Source organism: Baekduia alba (assembly GCF_028416635.1).
GTDB lineage: Bacteria > Actinomycetota > Thermoleophilia > Solirubrobacterales > Solirubrobacteraceae > Baekduia > Baekduia alba.
Genome location: NZ_CP114013.1, coordinates 4,319,756 through 4,346,490, shown reverse-complemented (window position 1 = coordinate 4,346,490; position 26,735 = coordinate 4,319,756). Strand labels below are relative to the sequence as shown.

Below are 26,735 nucleotides of genomic sequence, written 5' to 3'. Positions count from 1 at the left end.
TGCGCGTACGCGTACGCGGCCTAGGCCACGGCAATCGGCGTGTCGTCGTCGCTGCCCTCGATGCCGAGGCGGTGAGCGACCGCGGCTGCCTCGGTGCGGCTGCGCACGTCGAGCTTCGCGAGGATGCGCGAGACGTGCACAGAGGCGGTCTTCTCGGCCATGAACAGCTCCTCGCCGATCTGGCGGTTGGTGCGGCCCTGGGCGACGAGCGCGAGGACGTCGCGCTCGCGGCGGGTCAGGCCGAGCTCGGCCGCCGGGTCGAGGGGCAGGGCGTGGCTCGCGGCGGCCGCGGCCGCGGTGGCGGTGGCGGTGACCGACGGCACCACCTTCGGCGGCTTCTGGAAGCGCAGCCGGCCGCGGCGGGCCAGGCTCGTCAGCTCCTCGACGACCCAGGCGGCGCCGAGGCGCTGCGCGAGCGCCAGCGCATCGCTGCCCGCGGCCTCGGCCCGCGCGCGGTCGCCGGCCATCAGCGCGGCGTCCGCCTCGCGCCAGCGCACGCGCGCAACCCGGAATGGCCGATCGATCGCGGCCCACGCGTCAGCAGCGCGTGCCCACAGCTCCGGGTCGGGCGTGCCGGTCGCGGCCATCGCCTCGGCGTCCGCGACCAGGACCATGGCGGCGGCCTCGGGCATCGCCGCCGCGAACGGGCGCGACGCGGCCTCGCGCGTCTTGTCCGCGTAGTCGGCGGCGGCGGCGATCGCGGCCGCCTCGTCCTCGGGCCGGCCGAGGTCGCGCGCCTGCTGGGCGGCGTCGGCCTCGACGCCGGCGGCCGAGGAGTAGATCCGGGCCAGGCGCGCGCCGTCGGCCAGCGCCTCGGTGTCGGTCAGCCGCTCCAGGCCCGTGCGGATCGCGGCGCGCGCCGCGCCGATGTTGCGCTCGCGCCGCTCCAGGCCCGCGAGCATCGCCGTGATCGGCGCGTGCCACTGCGGCTCGTAGGACCGCGCGACGAGGTCGCGCGCGACCACCAGGCGCTCGCGCGCGTCGGCGTTGTCGCCGCGGCCGAGCGACAGGCTCGCGCGTGTCAGCTCGTAGAAGACGCGGGTCGTGCCCTGCGTCCCGCGCCCGAGCTCGAGCGGGACGAGCTCGTCGGCCTCGTCCCAGAAGCCCAGGTCGTAGGCGATCTCGGCCTGCTGGATCGCCAGCCACTTGGCGTGGCGGCCCAGCTCGCGAACCTCGCGGCGGCCCTCGATCAGGAGCTTGCGGGCGGCGTGCGTGTCGCCCGTGAGGTGCAGCGCGTCGGAGAGGTTGAGGTACGCGCGCAGGAGCTGGTCGACGTTGGCGTCGGCGCGCGCCATCGCCATCGCCTCGCGGATCGTCGCGAAGCCGCGCGACGTCTCGCCGCCGCCGCGCAGGCACACGCCCTTGGTGTTCAGGGCGTGCGTGCGGACCCGGCGGGAGCCGACCGCGTCGGCGACCTCGAGCGCCTCGTCGGCCATCGCCAGCGCGTCGGAGTAGCGGCCCCACAGCATCAGGCCGGACGCCTTGGCGGCCAGCAGCTGGGCGCGCTCCTCGCTCGGCGGCTGGGCGGGCAGCAGCGCGAGCGCCGCGTCCCACGCCTCGAGCGCGATCTGGCCCTTGCCGCTGTTCCAGCGCGCCTTGCCGAGGCGCTCGAGCAGGAGCGCGGCGCGGCCGGGCTCGGCCTCCTGATCGAGCTCGTTCAGGGCGTGCTTGAGCAGGTGGATGCAGCGCGAGTAGTCGAATTGGTGCGCGCTCGCCGCGCGCGCGAGGAGCTCGACGTGGTCGTAGCCGGCGAGCGCTTCGGGAGCCTCGACGCGATCCCACAGGACCAGCGCACGCTCGTAGAAGACCGCGGCCTCGCCCTCGGCGTGGACGCACTCGGCGGTGTACGCGGCGCGGACCGCGGTGCGCAGCGCCGCGGGCCGGTCGCCGGCGGCGTCGAAGTGGTGGGCGATCTCGGCGGCTCGGTCCAGGCCCACCGACGGCGTGCCGCTCAGCCGGTCCTCGAGGACGGTCGCGAGGCGCAGGTGCAGCTCGCCGTGCTCGCCGGGCAGCAGGTCGTCGTAGACCGCCTCGCGCAACAGCGCGTGCCGGAAGGCGATGCGCCCGTCGAACTGCGAGGCGAGCACGTGGTGGGCGACCGCCTCGCGCAGCGCGTCGCGCAGCTCGCGCGGATCCAGGCCGCTCGCCTCTTCGAGGACGTCGTGCTCGATGCGCTGCGCGGCGGAGACCCAGCGCAGCGCCTCCTGCGTGACGTCGCCCAGCGCCTCGACGCGCAGCATCAGCGCGTCGCGCAGCGACTCCGGCAGCGTGCCGTCGCCTTCGCGCTCGGCGGCCAGGATCTCCTCGGCGAAGAGCGGGTTGCCCTCGCTCCGCGCCCAAACGCGGTCGAGCAGGTCGTCGTCGGGCTTGGACCCGAGGATCGCCGCGACCTGCTCCTCGATCTCGTCCGGCGTGAAGCGCTCGACGGGCACGCGCGAGGCGCGCTCGGTGCGCTCGATCTCGGCCAGGAACGGGCGCAGCGGATGGCGCCGGTGCAACTCGTCGATCCGGAAGGTCGACACCACCAACAACCGCTGGCGGCAGATGTTGCGCGCCAGGAAGGCGAGGAAGTCGCGCGTGGAGCGGTCGGCCCAGTGCAGGTCGTCGATGACCAGCAGGACCGTCGACTCCTCCGACAACTTCTCGAAGAGGACGAGCAGCAGCTCGAACAGGCGGCCCTGGGCGGAGCCGGCGTACGGCTCGACGATCAGGTCGCCGGGCGTGCCCAGCTCGGGCAGTAGCCGGGCGAGCTCGCTGCGCTGCGTGCCGAGCGCGTCGAAGACGGGATGGCCCTGGCGGACGAGCGAGCGGAGGGCGGAGACCAGCGGCGCATAGGGCAGCTCGCTGTCGCCGAGGTCGATGCAGTCGCCCCAGAGGACGCGCGCGCCGCCGGCCTTGGCGCGCTCGCTGAAGTGATCGGTGAGGCGGCTCTTGCCGATCCCGGACTCGCCGGCGACGAAGACGAGGCCGGCCGATCCGGCCGTGGCGTTCGTGAGCGCCGCGTCGAGCTGAGCGAGCTCCACGCGGCGCCCGATGAAGGCGTCGCTGGTCACGCGGGCGGGCATGCCCGGGGGATTGTCGCGCAACCGGCGACGAGCGGTCAGGTCGACCGTCTGAGGGGCCAAAGGGTCGGGGACAGGGCGGGGGAGAGGGAGCGTGGGGAGCGCTCCGGGCTAGACGTGGGCTGCGCGGAAGCGACGCGCATCGCGCCGGCCGCGGAGTCGACCGAGGAGGGCCGCACGCTGAGGGATGCGCGGCAGGGGTCGACTCCGCTGGCCAGCGCGCATGGCGTCCTCGTCGCGGACCGCGGCGAGAGGCTGGTTGAGGAGGAGGAGCATGGACAGCATCTTGCTGCTGAGTCGCGTCCGCCACATCGGGCGGACGGTGCGACCTGCGCGCCTCGACCCCTTACTCCGCTGAGGGGACCCCTTACCTCTTCCCGACTCCAAGCGCCAGGCACCCCTTAGTTGGTCCCCGCTAGCGTGGCCGTTCATGGCATCTTCCGGGCAGAACGGGCCGCTGCGCGTCGCGCTGGCCGGGTACGGACTCGCGGGCTCGACGTTCCACGCGCCGCTGATCGCGGCGACCGACGGGCTCGCGCTGCGGGCCGTCGTGACGCGCTCCGCGGACCGCCGCGCGCGACTGCGCGACGACCATCCGGAGGCGGTCGCGGTCGACGCGCTGGCCGACGCGCTCGATGACGTCGACCTCGTGGTCGTCGCCTCGCCCAACCGCTTCCACGTGCCGCTCGCGTGCGAGGCGATCGCCGCCGGCAAGCACGTCGTCGTCGACAAGCCGCTGGCGGTCCGAGCCGACGAGGCGCGCGCGCTGGGAGCGGCCGCGGACGCGCGCGGCGTCGTGCTGAGCGTCTTCCACAACCGGCGCTGGGACGACGACCAGCTCACGCTCGGACGCGAGCTCGCGGCGGGCCGGCTGGGGCGCGTGCTGCGCGTCGAGTCGCGCTTCGACCGCTGGCGCCCGGCGATCCGCGAGGGCGTCTGGCGCGAGGCGGGCGACCCGGCCGACGGCGGCGGGTTGTTGTTGGACTTGGGGTCGCACCTGGCGGATCAGGCGGTCCAGCTGCTCGGGCCGGTGACGACGGTGTACGCCGAGCTCGACGTGCGGCGCCCGGGCGCGGTGGTCGAGGACGACGTCTTCGTCGCGCTGGAGCATGTTGGTGGTGTTCGCTCGCACCTGTGGGCGGGCGTGCACGCGGCCGATGGGCCGCCGCGGTTCCGCGTCCTGGGCGAGCGCGGCGCGTTCGTGTCCTGGGGCCTGGACCAGCAGGAGGCGCAACTGCGGGCCGGTGTGCGGCCGACGGATCCGGGCTTCGGCGTGCGCGACGTCGCGGCGGTCGGCGGCGCGTGGTTCCACGACGGGTCGGGAAGCGCCGCGCCGGTGGCGCTGGAGCGCGGGCGCTGGGACGGGTTCTACGCGGGCGTGGCCGCGGCGATCCGCGACGGCGCGCCGCCGCCGGTGACGGCCGCTCAGGCGACCGGGGTGCTGGAGCTGCTGGAGGCCGCGCGCGAGAGCTCGCGCCGTGGCGTGGTGGTCGCGGTCGCGTGAGCGGCGAGAGCCGCGCCACGCGCGCGGCGCTGTACGCCGGCGGCTTCATCGGGCCGTTCGGCGGCGGCATGGTCACGGTGCTGATCCCGGAGCTGCGCGACGCGTTCGACGTGTCCTCGTCGACGGCGTCGCTGGCGCTGACGTCCTACCTCGTGCCGTTCGCGGTGCTGCAGCTGGTGTCCGGGACGCTGGGTGAGCGGTTCGGGCGCCGGCGCGCGACCCGGGTCGCGTTCGTCGTGTACGCCCTGGCCTCGCTGTGGGCGGCGGCGGCGGGCGGGTTCGGGGTGTTCCTCGTGGCGCGTGCGGTCCAGGGCGCGGCGAACGCGTTCACGACGCCGCTGGTCCTGGCCGCGCTGGCCGACGCGACCGAGGACCGCGACCTCGGCCGTGCGATGGGCACGTTCGCCGCGGTGCAGACGGCGGGCGTGGTCGGGGCGCCGCTCGTCGGCGGGCTGGCGGGGGCGCTGGACTACCGGCTGGCGTTCGTCGTCGCAGCGCTCGCGGCGCTGGTGCTGGCGTGGAAGTCGGCGCCGCCGGGCGAGGCGCGCGCCGCGACGCCGGGCGGCGCCGCCGCGGTCCGGCCGCGGCTGCGCGACGCGCTCACGTCGCGCACGCGCTGGACCGCGGGCGCGGCCTTCCTGGCGTTCTTCGCGATCACCGGCCTCGGCGTGGTGGTCGCGCTGCGCGCCGGCGACGCCTTCGGCCTGGGGCCAACCGCGCGCGGGCTGCTGCTGGCGGCGTTCGGCGCGGCGGGCGTCGTCGCGGGGCGGCCCGCCGGCGACCTGACCGACCGGCGTGGCGCGGTCGCCGTCGCCGTCTGCGGAGCGCTGGCGTGCGTGGTCCTGCTGCCGCTGCTGGGCCTCACGGGCGGCGCGCTGGGGCTCGGGCTGGTCTGGCTGGCGACCGGCGTCGCCTCGGCGCTGCTGTGGGCGGGCCTGAACGTCCTGACGGTCGGCGCGGCGCCGGCGAACCGCGGCGGCGCCGTCTCGGTGATCGGCGCCTTCAAGTTCGCCGGCAACGCGCTCGCGCCGGTGTGCTGGCTGGCGCTCTACGACGCGGGAAGCGAGCTGGCGTTCGCGGGCGCCGGCGCGGTCTGCCTCGCGCTGGCGGCGGTCGTCGTGCGCGCGGGCGGCGCGTCCGTCTCGCGCGCGTAGGTCGCGGTCACCAGCGTCGCGAACTCCGTCGCGTCGCCGAGCCGGACCTCGATGCGGTGCTCGAGCCGGTCGCCGGCGAGGGAGAACGTCGCGCGCTGCACGCCGCGTGGCGTCTCCTTGTGCAGCGTGAGCGTCGCGCCGTTCCAGCGCCCGCGCGACGGTGACAGCGGCGGGAAGCCGATCGAGTCGAACCAGAACCAGAGGACGTCGTCGGTCTCGGTGTCGTGCATGAGCACGCCGTGGCCGGTGAGCGCGACGGCGCCGTCGCGCTCTTCGACGTAGTCCTGGAGCAGGACCTTCCCGTCGAGGCCGAGGGCGAAGGCGTGGCGGCCGTGGGCGAGGCCGCCGGGCGACCAGGGGGAGTCTGAGAGCGTCTCGGTGCCGGCCCAGGCGCCGGCGAGGGAGGAGAGGGTCATTCGTGGGACGATACCAACGATTGGGTCCACCTAGGGTAGGGTGGTCCCATGGCCGACGACGATCTGCTCCTGCCTCCGCGGCTGCTCGCGCTGCCCAGCTACGTGCTGTCGCTCCTGGGTCGCGCGGCCCGCGCCGGCTCGGTCGCCGCGACGGCCCAGGGCGACCTGCGCCTCGGCCAGGTCGCCACGCTGGCCGCGCTCGAGGACTTCGGCCCGTCGTCGCAGCGCGACCTCGGCACGCGGCTGCGTCAGGACCCGAGCGACCTGGTGGGGGTGCTCGACGACCTGGAGGGTCGCGGCCTCGTCCGCCGCGACCGCGATCCGGACGACCGCCGCCGCCACCGCGTGACGATCACCGCCAAGGGCCGGCGCGCGCTGGCCGGCGCGGAGCGCCGCGTCGTCGCCGCCGAGCAGGAGCTGCTGGCCCCGTTGTCGGCGGCCGAGCGCGCGGAGCTGCACCGCCTCGCCGCCAAGGCGCTCGCGCACGCCGATCCGCGAGCGCGATGAGTTTGCGTGACGGTCGCCGTCTTGAGACGGTCACGCACACTCGATCAAGGAGACCACCATGGCCAACCCCGTCGTGCACTTCGAGTTCATCGGCAAGGACGGTGACAAGACCCGGCAGTTCTTCGGCGACCTGCTCGGCTGGAGCATCAACGCCGACAACCCGATGAAGTACGGCCTCGTCGACCCGGGCGAGGGCTCGCAGGACCGCGGCATCGCCGGCGGCGTCGCCGGGGCGATGGAGGGCTCCCCGCCCCGCACGGTCGTCTACATCGAGGTCCCGGACATCGACGCGACGCTCGCCAAGGCCGAGGAGCTCGGGGGCCAGAAGCTCTTCGGGCCGGAGACGATCATGGAGGGCGTGACGCTCGCCCAGTTCGCGGACCCCGACGGCGTGGTCGTCGGGCTGTTGCAGGCGCCGGCGGCGTCCTAGCCGGACGGGTCGGAGGCGGCGGCGCCGTGCCCGCCGCCTCCGGGCGTGTCGAGGCGGAGGCGTTGGCCGGCGCGCAGCGTCCCGCCGGCCTTGGACGGCAGCGCCTCGCCGTCCAGGACGTTGCGGCCCGTCGCGCCGTCCGCGCCGCCCGCGGCCCCTGGCGGCGCGTGGCGGCGGCGCTCGGTGATCAGCGAGAACGACATCTCGGTCAACGCCTCGACCTCGCGGATCACGCCGTCGCCGCCGTGGAAGGCGCCGGCGCCGCCGGAGGCGCGGCGGACCGCGTACTGCACGACGCGGAGCGGGAACTCGAGCTCCAGCGCCTCAACCGGCGTGTTCAAGGTGTTGGACATCGCGACGTGGACCGCGGACGGGCCGTCGGCGTCCGGGCACGCGCCCTGGCCGCCGCCGAGCGTCTCGTAGTAGGAGAAGTCGTCGTTGCCCAGGGTCAGGTTGTTCATGGTGCCCTGGCCGCAGGCGCGCCCGAAGGCCTTCAACACGAGGTCGGCGACGCGCGACGAGGTCTCCACGTTGCCGGCCGCGACCGCGGCGGGCGCGCGGGCGTCGAGCAGCGTGCCGGGCTCGGTGATCACCTCGACGGGCCGGTGGGCGCCGGCGGACGGCGGGATGTCGGCGTCGGTCAGCACCCGGACCGCGAAGAGGCACGCGCTGCGCGTCACCGCGACCGGGCAGTTGAGGTTGCCGGGGTCCTGCCCGGCGCTGCCGGTGAAGTCCAGGATCAGCCGGTCGCCGGCGACGGTGGCGGCGACGCGCAGCTCGAGGTCGCCGTCGACGCCCTCCAGCACGTCGACCGCCTCGCGCGTGCCGTCCTCCAGCTCGGCCAGGCACGCGCGCGTCCGGCGCTCGGCGTAGTCGAGGACCGACGCGAACGCGTCGCGCAGGCCCTCGGCGCCCAGCCGCGCCGCGAGCTCGCGCACGCGCAGCGCGCCGAGGCGGTTGGCCGCCAGCTGCGCGCGCAGGTCCGCGCGGCGCTCGGCCGGCTGGCGCATGCGAGCCACCAGGTCCTCGATCGCCGCGTCGTCCAGGACGCGCGGCGCGATGACCACGCCCTCCTCGTCGAGCGTGCGCGAGTCGAACGGCATCGACCCCGGGACGCGGCCGCCGACGTCGGCATGATGCGCGCGCGAGGCCGAGAACCCCAACAACGTGTTGTCATCGTCCTTGATCGGCGTGACGACCGTGATGTCGGGCAGGTGCGTGCCGCCGCGGTAGGGGTCGTTCAGGACCCAGGACCGACCCTCGGCGTGGTCCTCGGCCAGCACGGCCTCGACCGACGCCGGCATCGCGCCGAGGTGGACCGGGATGTGCTCGGCCTGCATCACCATCTCGCCGTGCGCGTCGAACAGCGCGGTCGAGCAGTCGTGGCGCTCCTTGATGTTGGCCGAGTGCGCGCTGCGGATCAGGACGGCGCCCATCTCCTCGCACGCGGCGCGCAGCGCGCCGGTGGCGACCTGCAGGGCGATGGGGTCGAGGCGGTTCATGGTGGCCCTCCACCGCCGCGGGAGGGAGCCTCCGGCGAGCTCCCGCCCGGAAGGCGAGCTCCCTCGGCGAGCGCTTCCGCGCGCTCCAGGAGCACCGCGTCGGTCGCGTCGGTCGCGCCGCGCCAGCCGTCGGGCACGACGAGCGTCGCCTCGGGCAGGTGGACGACGGTGGGACCGACCACCGCGTCTTGCGCGGCGCCGTCCTCGGCCTCCCAGCGCACCTCGGGCCCGGCCTCGACGCGCGCGGTCCGGACGGTCACCAGCTCGATCTCGGCGCCGTCGTCGCGGTATCCGTAGCGCTCGTCGTGGGCGGCGGCGAACGCCTCGCGCAGCGCGTCGGCGGCCGGCGGCACGTCGCGCAGCGACAGCTCGTGGGACTGGCCGACGTAGCGCGCGTCCCACGTGACCTCGTCGGCGTCGCCGGCCAGCTGGCGCAGCGCGTCGTCGGTCAGCGCCGCGCCGCGCAGCAGGACCGACCGGGCGCTGTCGCGGCGGCGCTCGGCGGCGGCGAGGCCGAGCGCGCTGAGGACGCCGGCGGCGCGCGGCACCACGATCCGCCCGATGCCGAGCTCCTCGGCGATCGCCGCCGCGTGGAGCGGGCCGGCGCCGCCGAAGGCCAGCAGCGCGAAGCGCCGCGGGTCGATCCCGCGCTCCACGGTGACGACGCGCAGCGCCCGCACCATCTCGGTGTTGGCGACGCGGACGATGCCCTCGGCGCACGCCCGCGCGTCCGGCAGCCCCAGCTCGTCGGCCAGCGCGGCGACCGCGCGCCGCGCCGCGTCGGCGTTCAGGCGCACGCCGCCGGCCAGCGGGCGCTCGGCGTCGAGATGCCCGAGGACGAGGTTGGCGTCGGTGACCGTCGGCTCGGTGCCGCCGCGGCCGTAGCAGGCCGGCCCGGGGTCGGCGCCCGCCGAGCGCGGCCCGACGCGCAGCGCGCCGCCCGCGTCGCGCCAGGCGATCGAGCCTCCGCCGGCGCCGACGGTGTGGATGTCGACCATCGGCAGCGCCAGCGGGCGGCCGCCGATCTCGCGGGGCGGGTGAGTCCCTTTGATGCGCACGCGCCCGCCTTCGACGACGCAGACGTCGCACGACGTCCCGCCCATGTCGAAGCACAGCAGGTCGGGCTCGTCGAGGCGGGCGCTGAGCAGCGCGGCCGCCGCGGCGCCGCCGGCGGGCCCGGACAGGACCGTGAGCGCCGCGTGGCCCGCCGCGGTCGCGGCGTCCGTCAGCCCGCCGCTGGACTGCATGATCGCCGGCTCCGGGAGGCCGTCGTCCCGCGCGCCGGCGACGAGCCGCCGCAGGTAGGCGCGCAACAGCGGCGACAACGCGGCGTCGACCTCGGTGGTGGCGGCGCGCTCGAACTCGCGGAACGTCGCGGTGACCTCGTGGGAGAGCGAGACGTGGACGTCGTCGCCGAGCCGCTCGCGCAGCGCGCGACCCAGCCGCTGCTCGTGCTCCGGATGGCGGTAGGCGTGCAGCAGCACGACGGCCACCGCCTCCGGGCGCAGCGCCGCGACCGCGTCGGCGACGGCGCGCGCGGCGTCCTCGGTCAGCGTGCGTAGGACGCCGTCCGGGCCCATCCGCTCCGGCACCGCGACACGGCGTTGCGGCGGCACGAGCGGCGCCGGCCGGTCGGCGCACAGCCGGTACAGCTCCGGACGGGCCTGGCGCCCGAGCTCCACGACGTCCACGAAGCCCTCGGTGGCGCACAGCACGGTCCGCGCGCCGACGCCCTCCAGCAGCGCGTTGGTCGCGACCGTCATGCCGTGCGCGAAGCCCGCGACGTCGCCCGCCGCGCGATCGCCCGCGGCCTGCAGCGCGGCGCGAACCGCGTCGAGCACGCCGCGCGACTGGTCCTCGGGCGTCGTCGGCGCCTTGGCCGTGACGAGGCGCCCGCCGTCGACCAGGACGGCGTCGGTGAAGGTCCCTCCGACGTCGACCCCGAGCAGCACCGGGACGGAACCTATCGAGGCGCGGGCCGCGTCTCCTCGGTCGGGGAGCCGGTCCGCGCCTCGCGGGGTGCTGCCTCCAAGCTTCTCGGGGTGCTACGCGGCGATGGCCTCGCGCACGTCGTCGAGCTCCTCGGTCTCGGCGAGGTGCTGGTGCGACGGGCAGTAGCCGTTGTGCGGCAGCGGCATGCGCTGACAGGCGGTCCCGCGGCGGGTGGTCGCGCGGCACTGCAGCGGCTGGCCGTTGACGTCGATGCCGTTCTGCGGCAGGCGGTCGAGCCACTCCTCGGCGCACGCGACGTAGCGCTGGACGACGCTCCAGACCCGCGCCTGCGCCGTCATCGGGAAGTAGCGCCGGATGTCGTTGAACAGCGTTCGCGCGGGCCGCGCGAAGTAATGACGATCGCCGACGAGTCGCTCGATGTTCTGCTCGCATGCGTGGAGGACGTGCTGGTGCGCCTCCTCGCAGACGGACGCGTCGACGTCCTTGGCGAGCTCCCGGTACATCCCTCGGCTGAACTGGTACATGCTGACCTCCCCTTGACCCTGGGCTTGGCTGGCTCCCCGACCGGATCCATCGTGCCCCGGCCTCATGAAGCACCAACGCACGGTCTGTTGAGTTCGCGTTAAGAGGGTGCCGGCGTTCAGCCGACCGGCGCGAAGCGCCGCTCAGGTCCAGGACTCGAAGGCGGGGGAACCGCCGTTGCGCACGACGGCGTGGTGGCCGTCGAGGGCTGGATCGACCTCGGGGAAGTCGCTGCGGAAGTGCGCGCCGCGGCTCTCCTGGCGGAGCATGCCGCACGCGGCGACGATCTGCGCCAGTGGGTGCGGATCGGCGCTGAGCTGCCGCAGACCGTCGGCGTCGCGGCGCAGCCCGGCGTGGAGCCAGAGGGCGTCGCGGGTCGCCTGGGTCGGCGCGACGATCGCCGTCGTCTGCGGCGGGTTCTCGGGCGCGACGGGCAGGCGCGGCTCCGACAGGCCGGCGAGCGCGGCGCGCTTGCCCTGGACGAAGCACTCGGTCAGCGAGTTGGACGCGAGGCGGTTGGCGCCGTGCAGGCCGGTGCACGCGGTCTCGCCGACGACGTACAGCCCGGGCACGCTGCTCGCGCCGTCCAGGTCGGCGACCACGCCGCCCATGCAGAAGTGGCTGGCGGGGCTGACCGGGACGAGCTCGGTCGCCGGGTCCAGGCCGGACTCGCGCAGCGCGCCGACGATGTTCGGGAAGGCCATCGGGTCGACGTGGCGCATGTCGAGCCAGACGTTCTTGGTGTCCTGCTCGACCATCTTGCGGAAGACGGCGAGCGCGACCTCGTCGCGCGGCTTGAGCTCCTCGACGAAGCGCTCGTGGTTGGCGTCCAGGAGCGTGGCGCCCTCGCCGCGGATCGCCTCGGAGACCAGGAAGCCCTCACGGCCCGGGATGCCCGTCACCGCAGTCGGGTGGAACTGGACGAACTCCAGGTCGGCGAGCGCGGCGCCGGCGGCGTGGGCGAGCATCATGCCGATGCCCAGGGAGCCTGGCGGGTTGGTCGTGCGGGCCCAGAGCGCGGCGGCGCCGCCGGTGGCCAGGACGGTCGCGCGCGCGCGGACGGCGCGGCCGTCTTCGAGCACGACGCCGACGCAGCGGCCGTCGACGGTCCAGGGCGCGGCGGCGCGGGCCTGCTCCAGGACCTCGATCCGGGGCTCCTCGACGACGACGGCGCTGAGCTGGCGGACGACGCGGCGGCCGGTGGCGCTGCCGCCGGCGTGGACGACGCGGCGCTTGGAGTGACCGCCCTCGAGGCCGAGGGCGAGGCCGCCGCTGGCGTCGCGGTCGAAGGTGACGCCGTGCTCCTCGAGCTCGCGCACGGCGCCGGGCGCCTCGCGGCACAGCAGGCTGGCGGCCGAGCGCCGGACGATGCCGCGACCGGCGATCTCGGTGTCGCGGCGGTGCAGGTCCGGCGAGTCGGTCGGGTCCAGCGCGGCGGCGAGCCCGCCCTGCGCCCAGTAGGACGCGGTCTGGGCGAGCGGCGTGGCGGAGACGAGGGCTACGCGCGCGCCGGCGCGCGCGGCCGTGAGCGCGGCGTACAGGCCGGCGGCGCCGGCGCCGACGACCGCGACCTCGGCGTCGACAGTGGGGGACGGCGGGGGACCGGACACGCGCAGGACCCTAGCGCCGGCGCCCTTCGTTCAGCTCGCGGCGCGCGTCCCAGACACCGCCAGGACCCTAGCGCCGGCGCCCTTCGTTCAGCTCGCGGCGCGCGTCCCAGACACCGCCAGGACCCTAGCGCCGGCGCCCTTCGTTCAGCTGGTGGCGGGCGTCCCAGACACCGCCGCGCGGGTAGCGTAGCCACGCGATGGCTCGACCCGTCCTGCTCTCACATCCCTCGTCGCTGCTGCACGACCCGGGGCCGCACCCGGAGCAGCCGGCGCGCATCGTCGCGATCGAGCGCGCGCTCGAGGCGCGCGACTGGCTGGGCTTCGCCCGCGCCGAGTCCCCGGAGGCGACGCGCGGCCAGCTCGAGGCGGTGCATCCGGCGCGGCTGATCAACGGCCTGCACGAGCTGTGCGTGTCGGGCGGCGGCGCGATCGACGCCGACACGGTGGTCTCGCCGGGATCGTGGGAGGCGGCGCTGCACGCGGCCGGCGGCGCCGTCGGGGTCGTGGACACGCTGCTGGGCGGTGACGGCGCCGACGCGCCGCGGCTCGCGGTCTCCCTCCATCGCCCGCCGGGCCATCACGCCGAGATCCGGCGCTCGATGGGGTTCTGCCTGTTCAACAACGTGGCGGTCGGCGCCCGCTGGGCGCGCGCGCGCTACGGGATCGAGCGCGTGCTGATCCTCGACTGGGACGTCCATCACGGCAACGGCACGCAGGACGTGTTCTACGACACCGACGAGGTGCTGTTCGCGTCGATCCACCAGTGGCCGCTCTACCCGGGGACGGGCGCGGCGGGGGAGACGGGCGCCGGCGCGGGCCGCGGGCACACGGTCAACCTGCCGGTGCCGCCGGGCAGCGGCGACGACGTGTACGGGTCGCTGGTCGAGCACGTCGTGGTGCCGCTCGCCCGTTCTTATAGGCCTGGGTTGATCCTGGTGTCGGCGGGCTTCGACGCGCACGCCGACGACCCGCTGGCCGACGGCCGCGTGACCGACGCGGGCTACGCCACGATGGCGGCGTCGGTGCGCGCGGTCGCCGACGCGCTGGACGTTCCCGTCGGCGTCGTCCTGGAGGGCGGCTACGACCTCGGCGCGCTGTCGAGGGGCCTGGTGGCGACGCTCGAGGTGCTCGGGGCGGAAGGCGCCGTCGCGGCGCCGGAGCTGCCGGTGCACGCGCTGAGCGAGGGGTTCCTCGCGCGGCACGCGGGGCTTTTGGGGTAGCCATTGGTCGTGGCGTGAAATCGCCCCCTGGGGCCCAGCTACCCCCCGCTGCCCGGGATCGCCGCGGAGGCGGCGGGGGAGGTCGCGGTCGCGGCGGGCGCGGTCGGGACGCTCGTCTGCGGCGTCGTCTCGTTCGGCTGGGCGGGCGCGGTCGTCGCCGAGGTGGCGGCGGAGATCGTGCCGTCGTCGTCGGTCAGCGCGGTGAAGGCGAAGGCCAGCGCGACGCCGGCGAGCAGGACCACGACGGCGACGAGCGCGATCGGCGCGCGCCAGTTCGGCGTCGGCGCGAGCCGCGTCCTGGCCGGCGCGCCGCACTCCAGGCACCAGTCCTGCTCCGGCGCGACGTTCGCCCCGCAGCGCGGGCACCGCAACGGCACCGGGGCGGGCCCGGGCACGTGCGGCGGCTCGTGCGCGCTCACGCCTCGGGGCGCTCGCGCTGGGCGAGCGGGTCGCCGCTGCTGACCGACGGCGAGCCGTTGGACTCGCGGTGGCTCGGGCCCTCGCCGCCGACCGGCCGGAACGCCTGGGTGGGCGAGTCGCCGGGGGTGGTCGGGGCGTCGGGGCCCGGCGTCGGACCGGCGGGCGCGTCGCCCTCGGTCACCGTCGTCGGCGCCTCCTCCACCGGGGGCGTCTCGGCCGGCGGGTTGCCCTCCAGTGCGCCGGACACGGGCGTTGAAGCGAGCTCAGCGGGACTCACCGCTGGCGGATGCTGTGCGGACGGTGCGGCCTCGGGCGCCGGCGTCGCGACGCCGCCGACCTCGACCATCGCCAGCGGCCCGCTGAACTGCGTCCCGCACTGGGGGCAGAACCGCGCGTCGCTGCCGTGCAGCGCGCCGCAGCGGGGGCACGCGGCGACGCCCGGCTCGCGCAGCTCGACGATGTCGCGGCGCTCGTCGAGCACCCGCTCGATCGCGCGCAGCTCACGGTCCACGGCGTCCAGCGCGGCCAGCTTGCCGAGCACCAGCTCGTCGTTGCGCCGGGCGAAGCGGTGCAGGTCGAAGGCCAGGCCGCCCAGGTCGCGGAAGCCCAGCTCGCGGACGCGACGCAGGTAGCGCAGCCGGCGCCGCAGCCGCCCGCGGTCGCGGAAGCTGGGACGGGACGGGGCGACGTCCTCGGGGGCGAGGCCGGCGGGAAGCGGAGCGGCCGGCGGCGCCTGCGGAGGCGCGACCATCGTGGGCTGCGACTCCTGCGGGCTCGCCTCGGCTGGACGCCGACGCAGGCTGATGCGGCGGAGGGGACCCTTCATAGGAAGAAGGCGCCTCTTCGGCGCCGGTCCGGACCATACCAGCGTGTTCCGTCGCCAGCGCTGCGCGCTTTCGTCACGTTCGCGCGTAGATCCGTCACGCGCGGCAGCCCAGCATCTCGGTCATCTCGTTCACCCGCATCACTTGGAGAGACGTATGTACCGCGCCCTGGGTTTCGCTCACGCGACGACCCATCACGAGTTGCACAAGGCCCACCGCGCCCTCATCGCCCGCGACGACGGGCAGGGGACCGTCGAGTACATCGGGCTGATCCTGCTCATCGCCGGGATCATGGCCGCGATCGTCGCGCTGAAGACCAAGTCGGGCACCGACCTCGGCGCGACGATCATCGGCAAGCTGAAGGACTCGATCGACGGTGTCGGCGATCCGCCGAAGTCCAAGTAGCGACGTGGCCGCCCGCGCTCCTTCGGGCACGCCGCCTACGATGGGCGGCGTGCCCGCCGCCGACCCGCGCGACCGTCCGATCGCCGTCTTCGACTCCGGCGTCGGAGGGCTCACCGTGCTGCACGAGCTCCTCGTCTCGCTGCCCCAGGAGGACTACGTCTACCTAGGCGACAGCGCGCGCTTTCCGTATGGGGAGCGCACGCCAGAGGAGCTCGAGCGCTTCGGCATGGACATCGCCGACGAGCTGATCGCGCGCCGGGCCAAGCTGCTCGTCGTCGCCTGCAACTCGATGACGTCCGCGGCGCTGCCGGCCCTGCAACGCCGCATGCTGGAGACGACGCTCGGCATCGACGTCATCGGGGTCGTGCGGCCCGAGGCGGCGCAGGCGGTCGCGGTCACGCGCAGCGGCCGGATCGGCCTGCTCGCCACGCGCGCCACGGTCGCCTCGGGCGCCTACGAGCGGGCGGTCGCGGCCGTCGACCCGCACGTCGACCTGCTCGCGGTCGCGTGCCCGGACCTCGCGCCGCTGGTCCAGGACCCGCCGGGCGGCGACCTGTTCACCCGTGAGCTGGAAGACGTCGTCCGCGGCTACTGCGCCCCGCTCGTCGAGGCCGGCGTGGACACCGTGATCCTCGGCTGCACGCACTACCCGCTCGTGCGCCCGATGATCCAGCGCATGCTCGGCCGCCACGCGACGATCGTGACGTCCGGCGCCGCGCTGGCCCGCCAGGTCGAGCACGTCCTCGGCTCGCGCGACCTCGCCTCGGGGCGCGCGGGCGAGGGCACCTACTCCTTCCTCTGCACCGGCGACGCCGGCGCGTTCCGCGCGCTCGGCACCCGCTTCCTGCAGATGCCGTTGACCGAGGTCGAGCACGTCGACCTCGCGCCCTCCCCGAACGCCGAGGTGCCCGCGTGGCCGCGACCGTGACCCGCTCCTACGACCGTGGCGCCGACGCGCTGCGGCCGGTGACCATCGAGCCCGGCTTCGTCCGGACCGCGTCGGGCTCGGCGCTGATCTCGATGGGGGAGACGCGCGTGATCTGCACGGCGTCGGCGCAGGACGGCGTGCCGCGCTGGCGCGCCAACAGCGGCCTGGGCTGGGTCACCGCCGAGTACGGGATGCTCCCCGCGTCGACGGGGTCGCGCAAGGCGCGCGACGTCACCAAGGGCCGCGCCGACGGCCGCACGGTCGAGATCCAGCGGTTGATCGGCCGCTCGCTGCGCGGCGTCGTGGACTTCTCCGCGCTGGGCGAGAACTCCATCTACCTCGACTGCGACGTGCTGCAGGCCGACGGCGGGACGCGGACCGCGTCGATCACCGGCGCCTACGTCGCGCTCGCGCTCGCGTGCGAGAAGCTCGTCGCGGCGGGCACCATCCCGCGCTCGCCGCTGACCGGTTCGATCGCCGCGATCTCGTGCGGGATCGTCGACGGCGTGCCGCTGCTCGACCTCGACTACCCCGAGGACTCGAGCGCCGAGGTCGACGCCAACGTCGTCATGACCGGCGACGGCGGACTCGTGGAGGTCCAGGCCACGGCCGAGCGCACGCCGCTGAGCCGCGCGCACCTCGACGAGCTGCTGCGGCTGGCCGAGAGCGGGATCGTCGAGCTGCGCCGCGTGCAGGACGCGGCGATCGCGGCCGGAGCAAGGCCATGAGGTTGGTCCTCGCGACGCGCAACGACCACAAGGCGGAGGAGTTCTCCGCGCTGCTCGCGCCGCACGAAGTCGTCGCGCTGCCGGCCGCCGTCGCGCTGCCGCCCGAGACCGGGACGACGTTCGCCGAGAACGCCCTGGGCAAGGCGCGCGCGGCCGCGCAGGCGCTGGGCGTGCCGGTGATCGCCGACGACTCCGGCATCGCGTCCGAGGCGCTCGGCGGCCGGCCGGGCGTCTACTCCGCGCGATTCGCCGGGGAGGACGCGACCGACGCGCAGAACCTCGACAAGCTGCTCGTCGAGGCGCCCGCCGGCAGCGCGCTGGCGTACGTCTGCGTGATCGCGCTCGTCGACCCGACGGCCGGAACCGAAGCGCACTTCGAGGGCCGCTGCACCGGGACGCTGGCGGCGCGGCCGCGGGGCGACGGCGGCTTCGGCTACGACCCGGCGTTCCTGCCCGACGACGAGATCCCGCCGCCCGCGGGCCGCACGATGGCCGAGCTCACGCCGGCCGAGAAGGGCGCGATCAGCCACCGCGGCCGCGCCGCGGCCCACCTCCGCGAGCACCTGGGCGGATGAGCGCGGTCGCCGCCACCGACGACGCCACGCCGTCCGGCGGGGCGCCCGATCCCGGCGACGGCCCGCGCGGTGCGGGGTCGACGCAGGTCATCCTGCGGTCGGCGCTGGGCTCCGTCCTCGCCGCCGCGTTCCTGGTCACGCTCAAGCTCGTCGCCGGCCTGCTGTCCGGCTCCCTCGGCCTGGTCGCCGAGGCCGTGCACTCCGGGACCGACCTCGTCGCCGCGCTGCTCACGTTCCTGGCGCTGCGCGTCGCGGTGCGGCCGGCCGACCGCGACCACCCCTACGGCCACGGCAAGGCCGAGCACCTCGCCGCGCTCGGCGAGGGCGGCTTCCTGGTCCTGGCGAGCGCGTTCATCGCCGGGCAGGCGCTCGTCCGGCTCACCGGCGGCGGCAGCCACGAGGTCAACGCCACCGTGTGGACCTTCGCGGTGCTCGGCGTGGTGCTGGTCGTCGACGTCTCGCGCCTGCTCATCTCCCACCGCGCCGCGGTCCGCCACAGCAGCCCGGCGCTCGCCTCCAACGCCGTGCACTTCGCCTCGGACATGTTCGGCACGGTCGCGGTGCTCATCGGCCTGGTGTTCGCCGCCAGCGGCACGCCCGAGGCGGATGCGATCGCCGCGCTCGTCGTCGCGGTGCTCGTGGTCGTCGCCGCGGTGCGGCTGATGCGGCGCAACGTCAACGTGCTGATGGACGCCACGCCCGCCGAGGCCGAGGCGGCCGCGCGCGCCGCGATCCGCGACGCCGAGCCCGACGTCGAGCTGCGCCGCCTGCGCGTACGTGCCGCGGCCGGCCGCAACTTCGTGGAGGCCACGGTCGCCGTCCCGCCCGACGCCGCGCTCGGCGAGGGCCACGCGGTCGCCGACTCGATCGAGGACGCGGTGCGGCGCGAGCTGCCCGGCAGCGACGTCGTCGTGCACGTCGAGCCCGGGACCGCCGAGGGCGACCTGCGCGAGCGCGCGAGCGCGGCCGCGCTGACCGTGCGCGGCGTGCGCGAGGTCCACAACGTGCGCGTGGTCGACGTCGACGGCGAGCCCGAGCTGTCGCTGCACCTCAAGCTGCCCGCGGCGCTCGGCCTCGGCGCCGCGCACGACATCGCGTGCGCGGTCGAGGCCGCGATCCACACGGCGGTGCCCGAGGTCGTGGACATCCACACCCACATCGAGCCGCTCTCCGCCGAGGCCGAAGGCGCCCAGCCACAGCGCTCGGAGGTCGCCGAGGAGGAGCGGATCGTGCGGGCCGTGGTCCGTGATCTGACCGGCTCGGAGCCGGAGGACCTGCGCTTCCGGACGGCCGACGTCGGCCTCGTCGTGCTGCTGACCGTGCGGCTCGCGGGGTCGCAGACGCTCGACCAGGCCCACGACGTCGCCAGCGAGCTCGAACGGCGCATCCGCGACCGCGCGCCGACCATCGACGAGGTGATCGTGCATACCGAGCCGGAGGAGTCGCCGGGCTAGCCGCGCCCGGGCGCGAGGTCGCCGCCGGGTCGGGCCGCCCCGCATCCCGAAGGGTGAGGCGCGGGCAGCGCCGCGTCCCCGGACGCCCACGCTCGCGCGGCGCGAAAGGCCTGCAAAACAGCCCCAAGCCCGCTCGCCGCGAGCGGACTCCGCCGCCGCTCAGCGCAGGTTGATTGCCGCCGACGCGGCGACCGCCGTGAACAGCGCCGCGTAGCCCTGGTAGTTGGACACCAACATGATGAGCGCCCCGATCAGGAGGGCCACCACGGTCACCAGCCAGGCGATGCGCTGCAGGGTCATCGGAGCCACATTCTGGACGGTCGCCGCGACGCCTGCCTCCCGATCCGTCCGGCGGGGGCACCACACTGCCCCGCCGACCGTCCGCGACAGGCCCGCAGCATGCGGGGTTTCGCGGCCGCGGAGGGCGGAAAACCGCGTTGGAGAGCGGCGGCCATGGCCGACCACGCTGCTAGCGTCGCCCCGACTACGACCCTCGATAGGAGGACCGCAGTGACGAAGAGCGAGTTCGTCGATCACGTCGCCCAGAAGGGCGACCTCGACAAGAAGGAGGCCGCCACGGCGGTCGACGCCGTCCTCGGAGTCATCGAGGAGACGCTGGCCCGCGGTGGCGAGATCACCTTCTCCGGGTTCGGCAAGTTCCACGTCGCCGACCGCGGCGCACGCGAGGGCGTCCACCCCCGCACGGGCGAGCCCATCCAGATCGCGGCGTCGAAGGTGCCGCGGTTCACCGCGGGGTCCGGCCTCAAGAAGGCCGTCAAGGGCGGCTAGCCCACTGGCCGCTTTGTCCCCATCTGGGGCCGCGCGGCCGACCGGCGACGTCCATGTCGCCGACCGGCTGGCGGCGATCGTGGCCGAGCGCGAGTCGCAGATCGTGCTCGGCCTCGACCCGGATCCGGCGCGGCTCTGGCCGGACGCCGTGCGCGCCGCCGACGGCACGACGCCCGCGGCCCGCGCCGCGGCGGCCGTCCTGGCCCACTGCCGCGCCGTCATCGACGCGGTCGGCGACGCGATCGTCGCGGTCAAGCCGCAGGTCGCGTGCTTCGAGCGCCTCGGCGCGCCCGGCTGGGCCGCGCTCGGCGCGACCGTCGCGCACGCCCGCGCGGCCGGTCTGTTCGTCCTCGCCGACGCCAAGCGCGGCGACATCGACGTCAGCGCGACCGCCTACGCCCAGGGCCTGATCGGCGCGACGCCCGGCCTCGACGGGGAGACGATCCCCGGCCTCGGCGCCGACGCGATGACCGTCGCCCCGTACATGGGCGCCGACACGCTGGGCTCGTTCGCCGCCGTCGGGCGCGAGCACGGCGCCGGCCTGTTCGTCCTGGTCCGCACCTCGAACCCGGGCGCGGCCGACGTCGAGGACGCGCGCCTGGCAGACGGCGGCGCCGTCTGGCACCGCGTGGCGCAGCTGGTCGCGCGGCTCGGCGCCGAGCACCTGGCGCCCGAGTCCGGGCTGGCCGACGTCGGCGCCGTCCTCGGCGCCACCGAGCCCGAGCACCTCGCGCGCGCCCGTGAGCTGCTCCCGCACGCGATCTTCCTGCTGCCCGGCGTGGGCGCGCAGGGTGGCCGCGTCGAGGACCTCGCGCCGGCCTTCGCGCCCGGCCGGGCCGCCGGCCTCGTGACCGCCTCGCGGTCGCTCGTCCGCGCCCACGAGCAGCCGGGCGCGCCCGCGTCGCCGGCCGCCGCCGCCCGCGCCGAGGCCGAACGCCTCCGCACCGCCGCGTGGGCGCTGGGCTGAACGCCCGTTGCCGCGTCCAGACCGGCGCGCTCCCTATCCTGCGGCCCTGATGCGCCGCCGCTCCCCTGCCCGTTGGCTGGCCCCGCTGGCCCTCGTGACCTGCGCGGTCGCCATCTACACGGTCGTCGACCACGAGCTGCTGTCCGACGACGGCGGCGCCAAGACGACCTCGTCGACGAAGTCGAGCACCGGCAACGCGACGGGCACGACGTCGACCACCAAGCGCAAGAGCACGAAGAAGTCCAAGACCTACGTCGTGAAGTCCGGCGACTCGTTCTCGGTGATCGCGTCGAAGGAGGACATCGACATCGCCGCGCTCCAGGAAGCCAACCCGAAGGTCGACGCGTCGGCCCTGCACCCCGGTCAGAAGCTGAAGCTGCCTCGATGACCGGCTCGACGTCCGCACTCCGGCGGGCGGCGGGCACCGCGGTCGCCGCGGTCCTGGTCGTCATCGCCCTCATCGCCCCCGGCGCCGCGCCCGCCCAGGGCGCCGCCAGCACGCCCTCGGTCCGCGCCCCCGCCGCGATCCTCGTCGAGCCCGCGACCGGCGACATCGTCTACCAGCGCAACGCCGACCAGCGTCGCGGCATCGCGTCGACGACCAAGATCATGACCGCGCTCATCACGGTCGAGCACGCGGCGCTCGACGACGTGATGACGACCGTCGACTACCACGGCAGCCCCGTCGAGTCGCTCGCCGGCTTCGAGGGCGGCGAGCGCGTGACGGTCCGCGACCTCCTGCGCGCGCTGCTCGTCACGTCCGCCAACGACGCCGCGGCCACGCTCGCCCAGCGCGTCGCGGGCTCGCGCGCGAAGTTCGTCCAGATGATGAACGCCAAGGCGCGGCAGCTCGGCCTCAAGGACACGCACTTCGCCAACCCGATCGGCCTGGACAACGAGGAGAACTACTCCACGGCCAGCGACCTGGCGAAGATGACGCTGATCCTGCGCCAGAACGCGTTCCTGCGCACGACGGTGAACCTGCCGAAGGTCACGCTGAAGTCCGGCGACCACCCGCGCACGTTCCTCAACCGCAACCTCCTGGTCCGCGGCGTCCCGGCGGTCAACGGCGTCAAGACCGGCCACACCAACTCGGCCGGCTACATCCTCGTCGGCTCCGCGAGCCGCGACGGCATCACGGTGGTCTCGGTCGTCCTCGGCGACCCGTCGGAGGCGGCGCGCGACTCCGACAGCCTCGAGCTCCTGAAGTACGGCCTGGCCCGCTACCACGTCGTCACGGCGATCAAGGCGGGCCAGCTCGTCGGGCAGTCGGCGCTCGCGCATCGCGACACGCACGTCAACCTCGTCGCCGAGCGCACGATCCGGCGCACCGCGCGCCGCGGCGACAAGATCGTCGTCACCGTCAACGACGTCCCGGCCACGATCGACGGCCCGCTGCCCAAGGGCTCGCGCGTCGGGACGATCACGATCACCCAGCGCGGGAAGGTCGTCGCGCACGTCCCGGTCGTCACCGCCGGCGCTGTCGACGCCGCCACGTTCTTCGACCGCCTGCAGGACTGGCTCGGCAGCTCGATGACCCTCGCCCTCCTCGCCGCCTTCGGCGTCTGTAGCCTCTACCTCGTGCTGCTCCGGCGGCGCGCGGTGCGGCGGAAGCAGAGCCGTCGCGCCGGCAAGGGGGCACCCGTCGCGTGATCATCACCGTCACCCTCAACGCTGCGATCGACAAGTCGCTGTCCGTCCCCAACTTCCGGCTGGGGCGGCGCCACCGCACCGTCGAGCAGCGGACGGCCGCGGGCGGCAAGGGCGTCAACATCGCCCGCGCGCTCAAGACCCTCGGCCAGCCGGTGATCGCCACGGGCTTCGCGGGCGGGCCGACCGGCACGCGGATCGTCGACCAGCTCACCGAGGAGTCGATCCTCAACGACTTCGTCCGCATCCGGGAGGAGTCGCGCACGAACACCGCGGTCTACGACCCGACCAACGGGCAGCAGACCGAGATCAACGAGCGCGGGCCCGCGGTGTCGGAGAAGGAGCTCGAGCTCTTCCGCGACAAGCTGCTCTACCTCGCGCGCGGCGCGGACATGGTGGTCATGGCCGGCTCGCTGCCCCGCGGCGTCGACTCCGACATCTACGCGCACCTCATCCGCGAGCTGCGCAAGTCCGACGTGATGACGCTGATCGACACCGACGGCGAGCCGCTGCGCCACGCCGCGCGCGCGGAGCCCGACGTCATCTCGCCCAACGTGCTCGAGGCCGAGGAGCTCGTCGGCCATGAGTTCAACGACGACGAGGACCGGATCATCGCCGTCGGCGAGATGGTCGAGCAGGGGGCGCGCGAGGCGATCATGACCTTGGAGGACGGGTGCGTCGCGTGCGTGCTCGTCGACGGCCACGCGCAGCGCTTCCGCGTGTCGGTGCCGACGCGCGAGGACGTCGCCGGCGTCGGCGCCGGCGACGCGTTCCTCGCCGGCTACGTCGCCGCGCGCTACTCGGGCAAGTCGCCGGCCGACTGCCTGGCCTACGGCGTCGCCTGCGGGGCGGAGTCGACGAACCACCTGGGCGCGGGGCTCGTCGAGGCGCGCGAGGTCGACCGGCTGCTCTCCGACGTCGAGGTCAGAGCGCTGTCGGCGCCGGCCGAAGTGTCCTGAAGCCACGCCCGCTGTTCGGTTCCGTACGAACCCATTGCTACTGTGGTTGGCGCGTGTTTGGTTGCCGCCACATCACGCCGCAACGCCCGTCCTGGACCCCGTCTGCGCGGGGTCTTTTCGTCCGGCCCCAGACCTAGGATTCGCTAATGGAGATCGAGATCGGCCGCGGGAAGAAGGCCCGCCGAGCTTACGGATTCGACGACATCGCGATCGTGCCTTCACGACGCACCCGTGACCCTGATGACGTCGACGTCTCCTGGAAGCTGGGTGATTACCGCTTCGAGCTGCCGCTGCTCGCGTCCGCGATGGACGGGGTGGTCTCGCCCCGCACCGCGGGGATCATCGGCAAGCTCGGGGGCCTCGCCGTCCTGAACCTCGAAGGCATCTTCGCCCGCTACGAAGACGCCGACGAGCAGCTCGAGCGCATCGCCGCCCTGCCCAAGGACGTCGCGACGCGCGAGATGCAGGAGATCTACCGCGCCCCGATCGACGAGGACCTGATGGTCCAGCGCATCCGGGAGATCAAGGAGCAGGGCGTCGTCACCGCCGCCTCGCTCACGCCCCAGCGCGTCAACAAGTACTACGAGAAGGTCCTCGACGCAGGCCTCGACATCCTGGTCATCCAGGGCACGGTCGTCTCGGCCGAGCACGTGTCGCAGACCTCCGAGGCGCTGAACCTCAAGGAGTTCATCGCCGATCTGCCGGTTCCGGTGGTCGTCGGCGGCTGTGCCTCTTACCACACGGGCCTGCACCTGATGCGCACCGGCGCGGCCGGCGTGCTCGTCGGCGTCGGCCCCGGCGCGGCGTGCACCACGCGCGGCGTGCTGGGCATCGGCGTCCCGCAGGCGACGGCGATCGCCGACGTCGCGGCCGCCCGCTCGCAGCACATGCTGGAGACCGGCGAGTACGTGCGCGTCATCGCCGACGGCGGCATGCGCAACGGCGGCGACGTCTCCAAGGCGATCGCCTGCGGCGCCGACGCCGTGATGATCGGCTCGCCGCTGGCCCGCGCCCACGAGGCGCCCGGCCGTGGCTTCCACTGGGGCATGGCGACGTTCCACCCGACGCTCCCGCGCGGCGCGCGGGTGGCGACGACGCAGAACGGCACGCTCGAGGAGATCCTCGTGGGCCCCGCCCGCGAGAACGACGGCACGTTCAACCTCATGGGCGGCCTGCGCACATCGATGGCGACCTGCGGCTACCAGGACATCGCCGAGTTCAACCGGGCCGAGCTGATGATCGCCCCGTCGCTGCAGACCGAGGGCAAGCAGCTCCAGACCTCGCAGGCCGTGGGCATGGGCTCACGCGGCGCGGCGGTCGGGGCCCACGGCCCGGCGTCCTCGACCCCGGCGGAGGAGAAGACCCCCGCCCTCGCGGGTTCGTAGGACGATCTATGCAAAGTCTGACGCGCCCATCGTCGTCGCTCGCGAGGAAGAGCGCCGGGCATCGTGCGGCAGCACCTGTCCGGTGCGATGACGCCGCGAGCGGCGTCGAGGGGCCCGTCAGATGAGTGATCACCTCGTCACCGCCTCGACGGCGGCCACGGAGCTCGCCGACGAGTCGGCGCCCCTCGACCGCCCGACGGCGGTCGACGAGGTCGTCGTCCTCGACTACGGCGGGCAGTACTCGCAGCTGATCGCGCGCCGCGTCCGCGAGTGCGGCGTGTTCAGCGAGCTGCTGCCGCATCACGTCGGGGCCGAGGAGGTCCGGCGGCGCAAGCCCAAGGGCCTGATCCTGTCGGGCGGCCCGGCGTCGGTGTACGCCGACGGCGCGCCGAAGCTCGACCCGGAGCTGCTGGAGCTCGGCATCCCGGTGCTGGGCATCTGCTACGGCATGCAGCTGCTGGCGCTGAAGCTGGGCGGCAAGGTCGAGGGCGCCGAGGTCGGCGAGTTCGGCCGGTCCCAGCTGACGGTGCGCGAGCACGGGACGCTGCTCGACGGCCTGCCCGCCGAGCAGTCGTGCTGGATGTCGCACCGCGACACGGTGTTCGAGGCGCCGCCGGAGTTCACGGCGCTCGCGTCGTCGACGGCGTCGCCGGTGGCGGCGTTCGAGTCGACCGAGCGCGGGATCTACGGCATCCAGTTCCACCCCGAGGTCGTCCACACGCCCTACGGGCAGGACGTGCTGAAGAAGTTCCTCGGCGACGTCTGCGGTGCGGAGCTCAACTGGTCCGCGGCGTCGATCGTCGAGGAGCAGATCGCGCGGATCCGCGCCCAGGTCGGCGACGCGAAGGTCATCTGCGGGCTGTCCGGCGGCGTCGACTCCTCGGTGGCCGCCGTGCTCGTCCACAAGGCGATCGGCGACCAGCTCACGTGCATCTTCGTCGACCACGGGTTGATGCGGAAGAACGAGGGCGAGCAGGTCATCAAGGCGTTCCGCGACCTGTACAAGATCCCGCTGGTCGCCGTCGACGCCGAGGACCGGTTCCTGAACCGGTTGGCGGGCGTGAGCGAGCCGGAGGCCAAGCGCAAGATCATCGGCGCCGAGTTCATCCGCGTCTTCGAGGAGGAGGCGTCGAAGATCGGTGACGCCAAGTTCCTCGTGCAGGGCACGCTGTACTCCGACGTGATCGAGTCGGGCGGCGGCACGGGCGCGGCGACGATCAAGTCCCATCACAACGTCGGCGGCCTGCCGGACGACCTCGAGTTCGAGCTGGTCGAGCCGCTGCGCGCGCTCTTCAAGGACGAGGTCCGCGCGGTCGGCGCTGAGCTGGGACTGCCCGAGCGCCTCGTCTGGCGCCAGCCGTTCCCGGGCCCGGGCCTGGCGATCCGCGTCGTTGGCGGCGAGGCCACCAAGGAGCGCCTCGACGTCCTGCGCGACGCCGACTACATCCTCCAGGACGAGATCCGCGGCGCCGGGCTCTACCGCGAGCTGTGGCAGTCCTTCTGCGTCCTGCCCGACGTCCGCACCGTCGGCGTCCAGGGCGACGAGCGCACCTACGGCTACGTCGTCGTCATCCGCGCCGTCACCTCCGACGACGCGATGACCGCCGACTGGGCCCGCCTGCCCTACGACCTCCTCGAGCAGATCGCCTCGCGGATGATCAACGAGCTGCGCGAAGTGAACCGCGTCGTCTTGGACATCACGTCGAAGCCCCCCGGGACCATCGAGTGGGAATGATCTGCGGGCCGCCTCGTCGCGCCTGGAGCCACCCGA

General features: G+C 74.6%; 26 protein-coding genes. 17 read left to right on the top strand and 9 right to left on the bottom strand.

Annotation, left to right across the window (positions count from 1 at the left end; all coding sequences use genetic code 11):
* Positions 1-20: 20 nt before the first annotated feature.
* Complete coding sequence (locus DSM104299_RS21760; protein ID WP_272473759.1) at positions 21-3,065, bottom strand: helix-turn-helix transcriptional regulator; 3,045 nt, start codon at positions 3,063-3,065, stop codon at positions 21-23.
* A gap of 427 nt (positions 3,066-3,492) precedes the next feature.
* On the opposite strand from DSM104299_RS21760, the gene DSM104299_RS21755 reads away from it, so the two are divergent.
* Together DSM104299_RS21755 and DSM104299_RS21750 are read left to right on the top strand one after the other, a co-directional pair.
* On the top strand, positions 3,493-4,566 hold the full coding sequence (locus tag DSM104299_RS21755) for a Gfo/Idh/MocA family protein (RefSeq protein WP_272473758.1): 1,074 nt from the start codon (positions 3,493-3,495) through the stop codon (positions 4,564-4,566).
* Positions 4,563-5,720, top strand: a complete 1,158-nt coding sequence (locus tag DSM104299_RS21750; protein WP_272473757.1) for an MFS transporter — start codon at positions 4,563-4,565, stop codon at positions 5,718-5,720. Before DSM104299_RS21755 ends, DSM104299_RS21750 begins: the two co-directional genes overlap by 4 nt.
* On the opposite strand, the gene DSM104299_RS21745 is transcribed toward DSM104299_RS21750, so the two are convergent.
* Positions 5,615-6,136, bottom strand: a complete 522-nt coding sequence (locus tag DSM104299_RS21745) for a hypothetical protein (protein WP_272473756.1) — start codon at positions 6,134-6,136, stop codon at positions 5,615-5,617. The two genes, DSM104299_RS21750 and DSM104299_RS21745, sit on opposite strands and share 106 nt — an antisense overlap.
* 48 nt (positions 6,137-6,184) lie before the next feature.
* Here DSM104299_RS21745 and DSM104299_RS21740 point away from each other — a divergent pair, with 48 nt between their 5' ends.
* Complete coding sequence (locus DSM104299_RS21740) at positions 6,185-6,643, top strand: MarR family winged helix-turn-helix transcriptional regulator (RefSeq protein ID WP_272473755.1); 459 nt, start codon at positions 6,185-6,187, stop codon at positions 6,641-6,643.
* 58 nt (positions 6,644-6,701) lie between these two features.
* Positions 6,702-7,073, top strand: coding sequence for a VOC family protein (locus DSM104299_RS21735; RefSeq protein ID WP_272473754.1), 372 nt, complete (start codon positions 6,702-6,704; stop codon positions 7,071-7,073).
* Here DSM104299_RS21735 and DSM104299_RS21730 read toward each other — a convergent pair.
* The 4 genes from DSM104299_RS21730 to DSM104299_RS21715 form a co-directional block, all read right to left on the bottom strand.
* The gene (locus tag DSM104299_RS21730; protein WP_272473753.1) at positions 7,070-8,575 is read right to left on the bottom strand and encodes a hydantoinase B/oxoprolinase family protein; all 1,506 of its coding nucleotides are present in this window, start codon (positions 8,573-8,575) and stop codon (positions 7,070-7,072) included. The two genes, DSM104299_RS21735 and DSM104299_RS21730, sit on opposite strands and share 4 nt — an antisense overlap.
* A complete protein-coding gene (locus tag DSM104299_RS21725; RefSeq protein WP_272473752.1) occupies positions 8,572-10,527 on the bottom strand; it encodes a hydantoinase/oxoprolinase family protein in 1,956 nt (651 codons plus the stop codon). Before DSM104299_RS21725 ends, DSM104299_RS21730 begins: the two co-directional genes overlap by 4 nt.
* A gap of 93 nt (positions 10,528-10,620) precedes the next feature.
* Positions 10,621-11,052, bottom strand: a complete 432-nt coding sequence (locus tag DSM104299_RS21720; protein ID WP_272473751.1) for a hypothetical protein — start codon at positions 11,050-11,052, stop codon at positions 10,621-10,623.
* Positions 11,053-11,193: 141 nt separating this feature from the next.
* The gene (locus DSM104299_RS21715) at positions 11,194-12,660 is read right to left on the bottom strand and encodes an L-aspartate oxidase (RefSeq protein WP_272473750.1); all 1,467 of its coding nucleotides are present in this window, start codon (positions 12,658-12,660) and stop codon (positions 11,194-11,196) included.
* A 197-nt stretch (positions 12,661-12,857) separates the two neighbouring features.
* On the opposite strand from DSM104299_RS21715, the gene DSM104299_RS21710 reads away from it, so the two are divergent.
* The gene (locus DSM104299_RS21710; protein WP_272473749.1) at positions 12,858-13,880 is read left to right on the top strand and encodes a histone deacetylase family protein; all 1,023 of its coding nucleotides are present in this window, start codon (positions 12,858-12,860) and stop codon (positions 13,878-13,880) included.
* A 38-nt stretch (positions 13,881-13,918) separates the two neighbouring features.
* Here DSM104299_RS21710 and DSM104299_RS21705 read toward each other — a convergent pair whose 3' ends face one another.
* Both DSM104299_RS21705 and DSM104299_RS21700 read right to left on the bottom strand, forming a co-directional pair.
* Positions 13,919-14,299 (bottom strand): hypothetical protein, encoded by a 381-nt coding sequence (locus DSM104299_RS21705; RefSeq protein ID WP_272473748.1) that lies wholly within the window; start codon positions 14,297-14,299, stop codon positions 13,919-13,921.
* Entirely contained in the window at positions 14,296-15,126 is an 831-nt protein-coding gene (locus tag DSM104299_RS21700; RefSeq protein ID WP_272473747.1) for a zinc ribbon domain-containing protein, read from the bottom strand. The genes DSM104299_RS21705 and DSM104299_RS21700 overlap by 4 nt, the downstream gene beginning before the upstream one ends.
* A gap of 154 nt (positions 15,127-15,280) precedes the next feature.
* Here DSM104299_RS21700 and DSM104299_RS21695 point away from each other — a divergent pair, with 154 nt between their 5' ends.
* The 5 genes from DSM104299_RS21695 to DSM104299_RS21675 are packed head-to-tail and all read left to right on the top strand — an operon-like array spanning position 15,281 to position 19,214.
* Entirely contained in the window at positions 15,281-15,529 is a 249-nt protein-coding gene (locus DSM104299_RS21695; RefSeq protein ID WP_272473746.1) for a hypothetical protein, read from the top strand.
* A 49-nt stretch (positions 15,530-15,578) separates the two neighbouring features.
* Positions 15,579-16,457 carry a glutamate racemase gene (gene murI / locus DSM104299_RS21690; RefSeq protein ID WP_272473745.1) on the top strand — a complete coding sequence of 293 codons (879 nt, stop codon included), beginning with the start codon at positions 15,579-15,581 and terminating at the stop codon, positions 16,455-16,457.
* Positions 16,442-17,185, top strand: a complete 744-nt coding sequence (rph, locus tag DSM104299_RS21685; protein WP_272473744.1) for a ribonuclease PH — start codon at positions 16,442-16,444, stop codon at positions 17,183-17,185. The genes murI and rph overlap by 16 nt, the downstream gene beginning before the upstream one ends.
* Positions 17,182-17,760: an RdgB/HAM1 family non-canonical purine NTP pyrophosphatase gene (gene rdgB / locus DSM104299_RS21680; RefSeq protein ID WP_272473743.1), complete on the top strand. Its 579-nt coding sequence runs from the start codon at positions 17,182-17,184 to the stop codon at positions 17,758-17,760. Before rph ends, rdgB begins: the two co-directional genes overlap by 4 nt.
* Positions 17,757-19,214, top strand: a complete 1,458-nt coding sequence (locus tag DSM104299_RS21675; RefSeq protein WP_272473742.1) for a cation-efflux pump — start codon at positions 17,757-17,759, stop codon at positions 19,212-19,214. The genes rdgB and DSM104299_RS21675 overlap by 4 nt, the downstream gene beginning before the upstream one ends.
* Before the next feature lie 159 nt (positions 19,215-19,373).
* Here the strand turns inward: DSM104299_RS21675 and DSM104299_RS21670 are convergent, their stop codons facing one another.
* Positions 19,374-19,514, bottom strand: a complete 141-nt coding sequence (locus tag DSM104299_RS21670) for a hypothetical protein (protein WP_272473741.1) — start codon at positions 19,512-19,514, stop codon at positions 19,374-19,376.
* 210 nt (positions 19,515-19,724) lie between these two features.
* On the opposite strand from DSM104299_RS21670, the gene DSM104299_RS21665 reads away from it, so the two are divergent.
* From DSM104299_RS21665 to guaA, 7 genes are all read left to right on the top strand, one after another.
* A complete protein-coding gene (locus tag DSM104299_RS21665; RefSeq protein WP_272473740.1) occupies positions 19,725-20,003 on the top strand; it encodes an HU family DNA-binding protein in 279 nt (92 codons plus the stop codon).
* A gap of 13 nt (positions 20,004-20,016) precedes the next feature.
* Positions 20,017-20,970, top strand: coding sequence for an orotidine-5'-phosphate decarboxylase (gene pyrF, locus DSM104299_RS21660; protein WP_272473739.1), 954 nt, complete (start codon positions 20,017-20,019; stop codon positions 20,968-20,970).
* A 49-nt stretch (positions 20,971-21,019) separates the two neighbouring features.
* Positions 21,020-21,358: a LysM peptidoglycan-binding domain-containing protein gene (locus DSM104299_RS21655; RefSeq protein WP_272473738.1), complete on the top strand. Its 339-nt coding sequence runs from the start codon at positions 21,020-21,022 to the stop codon at positions 21,356-21,358.
* Entirely contained in the window at positions 21,355-22,623 is a 1,269-nt protein-coding gene (locus tag DSM104299_RS21650) for a D-alanyl-D-alanine carboxypeptidase family protein (RefSeq protein ID WP_272473737.1), read from the top strand. Before DSM104299_RS21655 ends, DSM104299_RS21650 begins: the two co-directional genes overlap by 4 nt.
* Positions 22,620-23,579, top strand: coding sequence for a 1-phosphofructokinase family hexose kinase (locus tag DSM104299_RS21645; protein WP_272473736.1), 960 nt, complete (start codon positions 22,620-22,622; stop codon positions 23,577-23,579). Before DSM104299_RS21650 ends, DSM104299_RS21645 begins: the two co-directional genes overlap by 4 nt.
* 146 nt (positions 23,580-23,725) lie before the next feature.
* Complete coding sequence (locus DSM104299_RS21640; RefSeq protein ID WP_272473735.1) at positions 23,726-24,964, top strand: GuaB3 family IMP dehydrogenase-related protein; 1,239 nt, start codon at positions 23,726-23,728, stop codon at positions 24,962-24,964.
* A gap of 121 nt (positions 24,965-25,085) precedes the next feature.
* Positions 25,086-26,699: a glutamine-hydrolyzing GMP synthase gene (gene guaA / locus DSM104299_RS21635; RefSeq protein WP_272473734.1), complete on the top strand. Its 1,614-nt coding sequence runs from the start codon at positions 25,086-25,088 to the stop codon at positions 26,697-26,699.
* Positions 26,700-26,735: the final 36 nt, after the last annotated feature.

Coding starts and splice junctions, on each gene's coding strand:
- DSM104299_RS21710 (WP_272473749.1), top strand. CDS start 12,858: ATGGCTCGACCCGTCCTGCTCTCACATCCCTCGTCGCTGCTGCACGAC.
- DSM104299_RS21670 (WP_272473741.1), bottom strand. CDS start 19,514: ATGACCCTGCAGCGCATCGCCTGGCTGGTGACCGTGGTGGCCCTCCTG.
- DSM104299_RS21745 (WP_272473756.1), bottom strand. CDS start 6,136: ATGACCCTCTCCTCCCTCGCCGGCGCCTGGGCCGGCACCGAGACGCTC.
- DSM104299_RS21650 (WP_272473737.1), top strand. CDS start 21,355: ATGACCGGCTCGACGTCCGCACTCCGGCGGGCGGCGGGCACCGCGGTC.
- DSM104299_RS21740 (WP_272473755.1), top strand. CDS start 6,185: ATGGCCGACGACGATCTGCTCCTGCCTCCGCGGCTGCTCGCGCTGCCC.
- DSM104299_RS21640 (WP_272473735.1), top strand. CDS start 23,726: ATGGAGATCGAGATCGGCCGCGGGAAGAAGGCCCGCCGAGCTTACGGA.
- DSM104299_RS21695 (WP_272473746.1), top strand. CDS start 15,281: ATGTACCGCGCCCTGGGTTTCGCTCACGCGACGACCCATCACGAGTTG.
- rdgB (WP_272473743.1), top strand. CDS start 17,182: ATGAGGTTGGTCCTCGCGACGCGCAACGACCACAAGGCGGAGGAGTTC.
- DSM104299_RS21730 (WP_272473753.1), bottom strand. CDS start 8,575: ATGAACCGCCTCGACCCCATCGCCCTGCAGGTCGCCACCGGCGCGCTG.
- DSM104299_RS21735 (WP_272473754.1), top strand. CDS start 6,702: ATGGCCAACCCCGTCGTGCACTTCGAGTTCATCGGCAAGGACGGTGAC.
- DSM104299_RS21655 (WP_272473738.1), top strand. CDS start 21,020: ATGCGCCGCCGCTCCCCTGCCCGTTGGCTGGCCCCGCTGGCCCTCGTG.
- DSM104299_RS21760 (WP_272473759.1), bottom strand. CDS start 3,065: ATGCCCGCCCGCGTGACCAGCGACGCCTTCATCGGGCGCCGCGTGGAG.
- DSM104299_RS21755 (WP_272473758.1), top strand. CDS start 3,493: ATGGCATCTTCCGGGCAGAACGGGCCGCTGCGCGTCGCGCTGGCCGGG.
- guaA (WP_272473734.1), top strand. CDS start 25,086: ATGAGTGATCACCTCGTCACCGCCTCGACGGCGGCCACGGAGCTCGCC.
- DSM104299_RS21675 (WP_272473742.1), top strand. CDS start 17,757: ATGAGCGCGGTCGCCGCCACCGACGACGCCACGCCGTCCGGCGGGGCG.
- DSM104299_RS21700 (WP_272473747.1), bottom strand. CDS start 15,126: ATGAAGGGTCCCCTCCGCCGCATCAGCCTGCGTCGGCGTCCAGCCGAG.
- DSM104299_RS21720 (WP_272473751.1), bottom strand. CDS start 11,052: ATGTACCAGTTCAGCCGAGGGATGTACCGGGAGCTCGCCAAGGACGTC.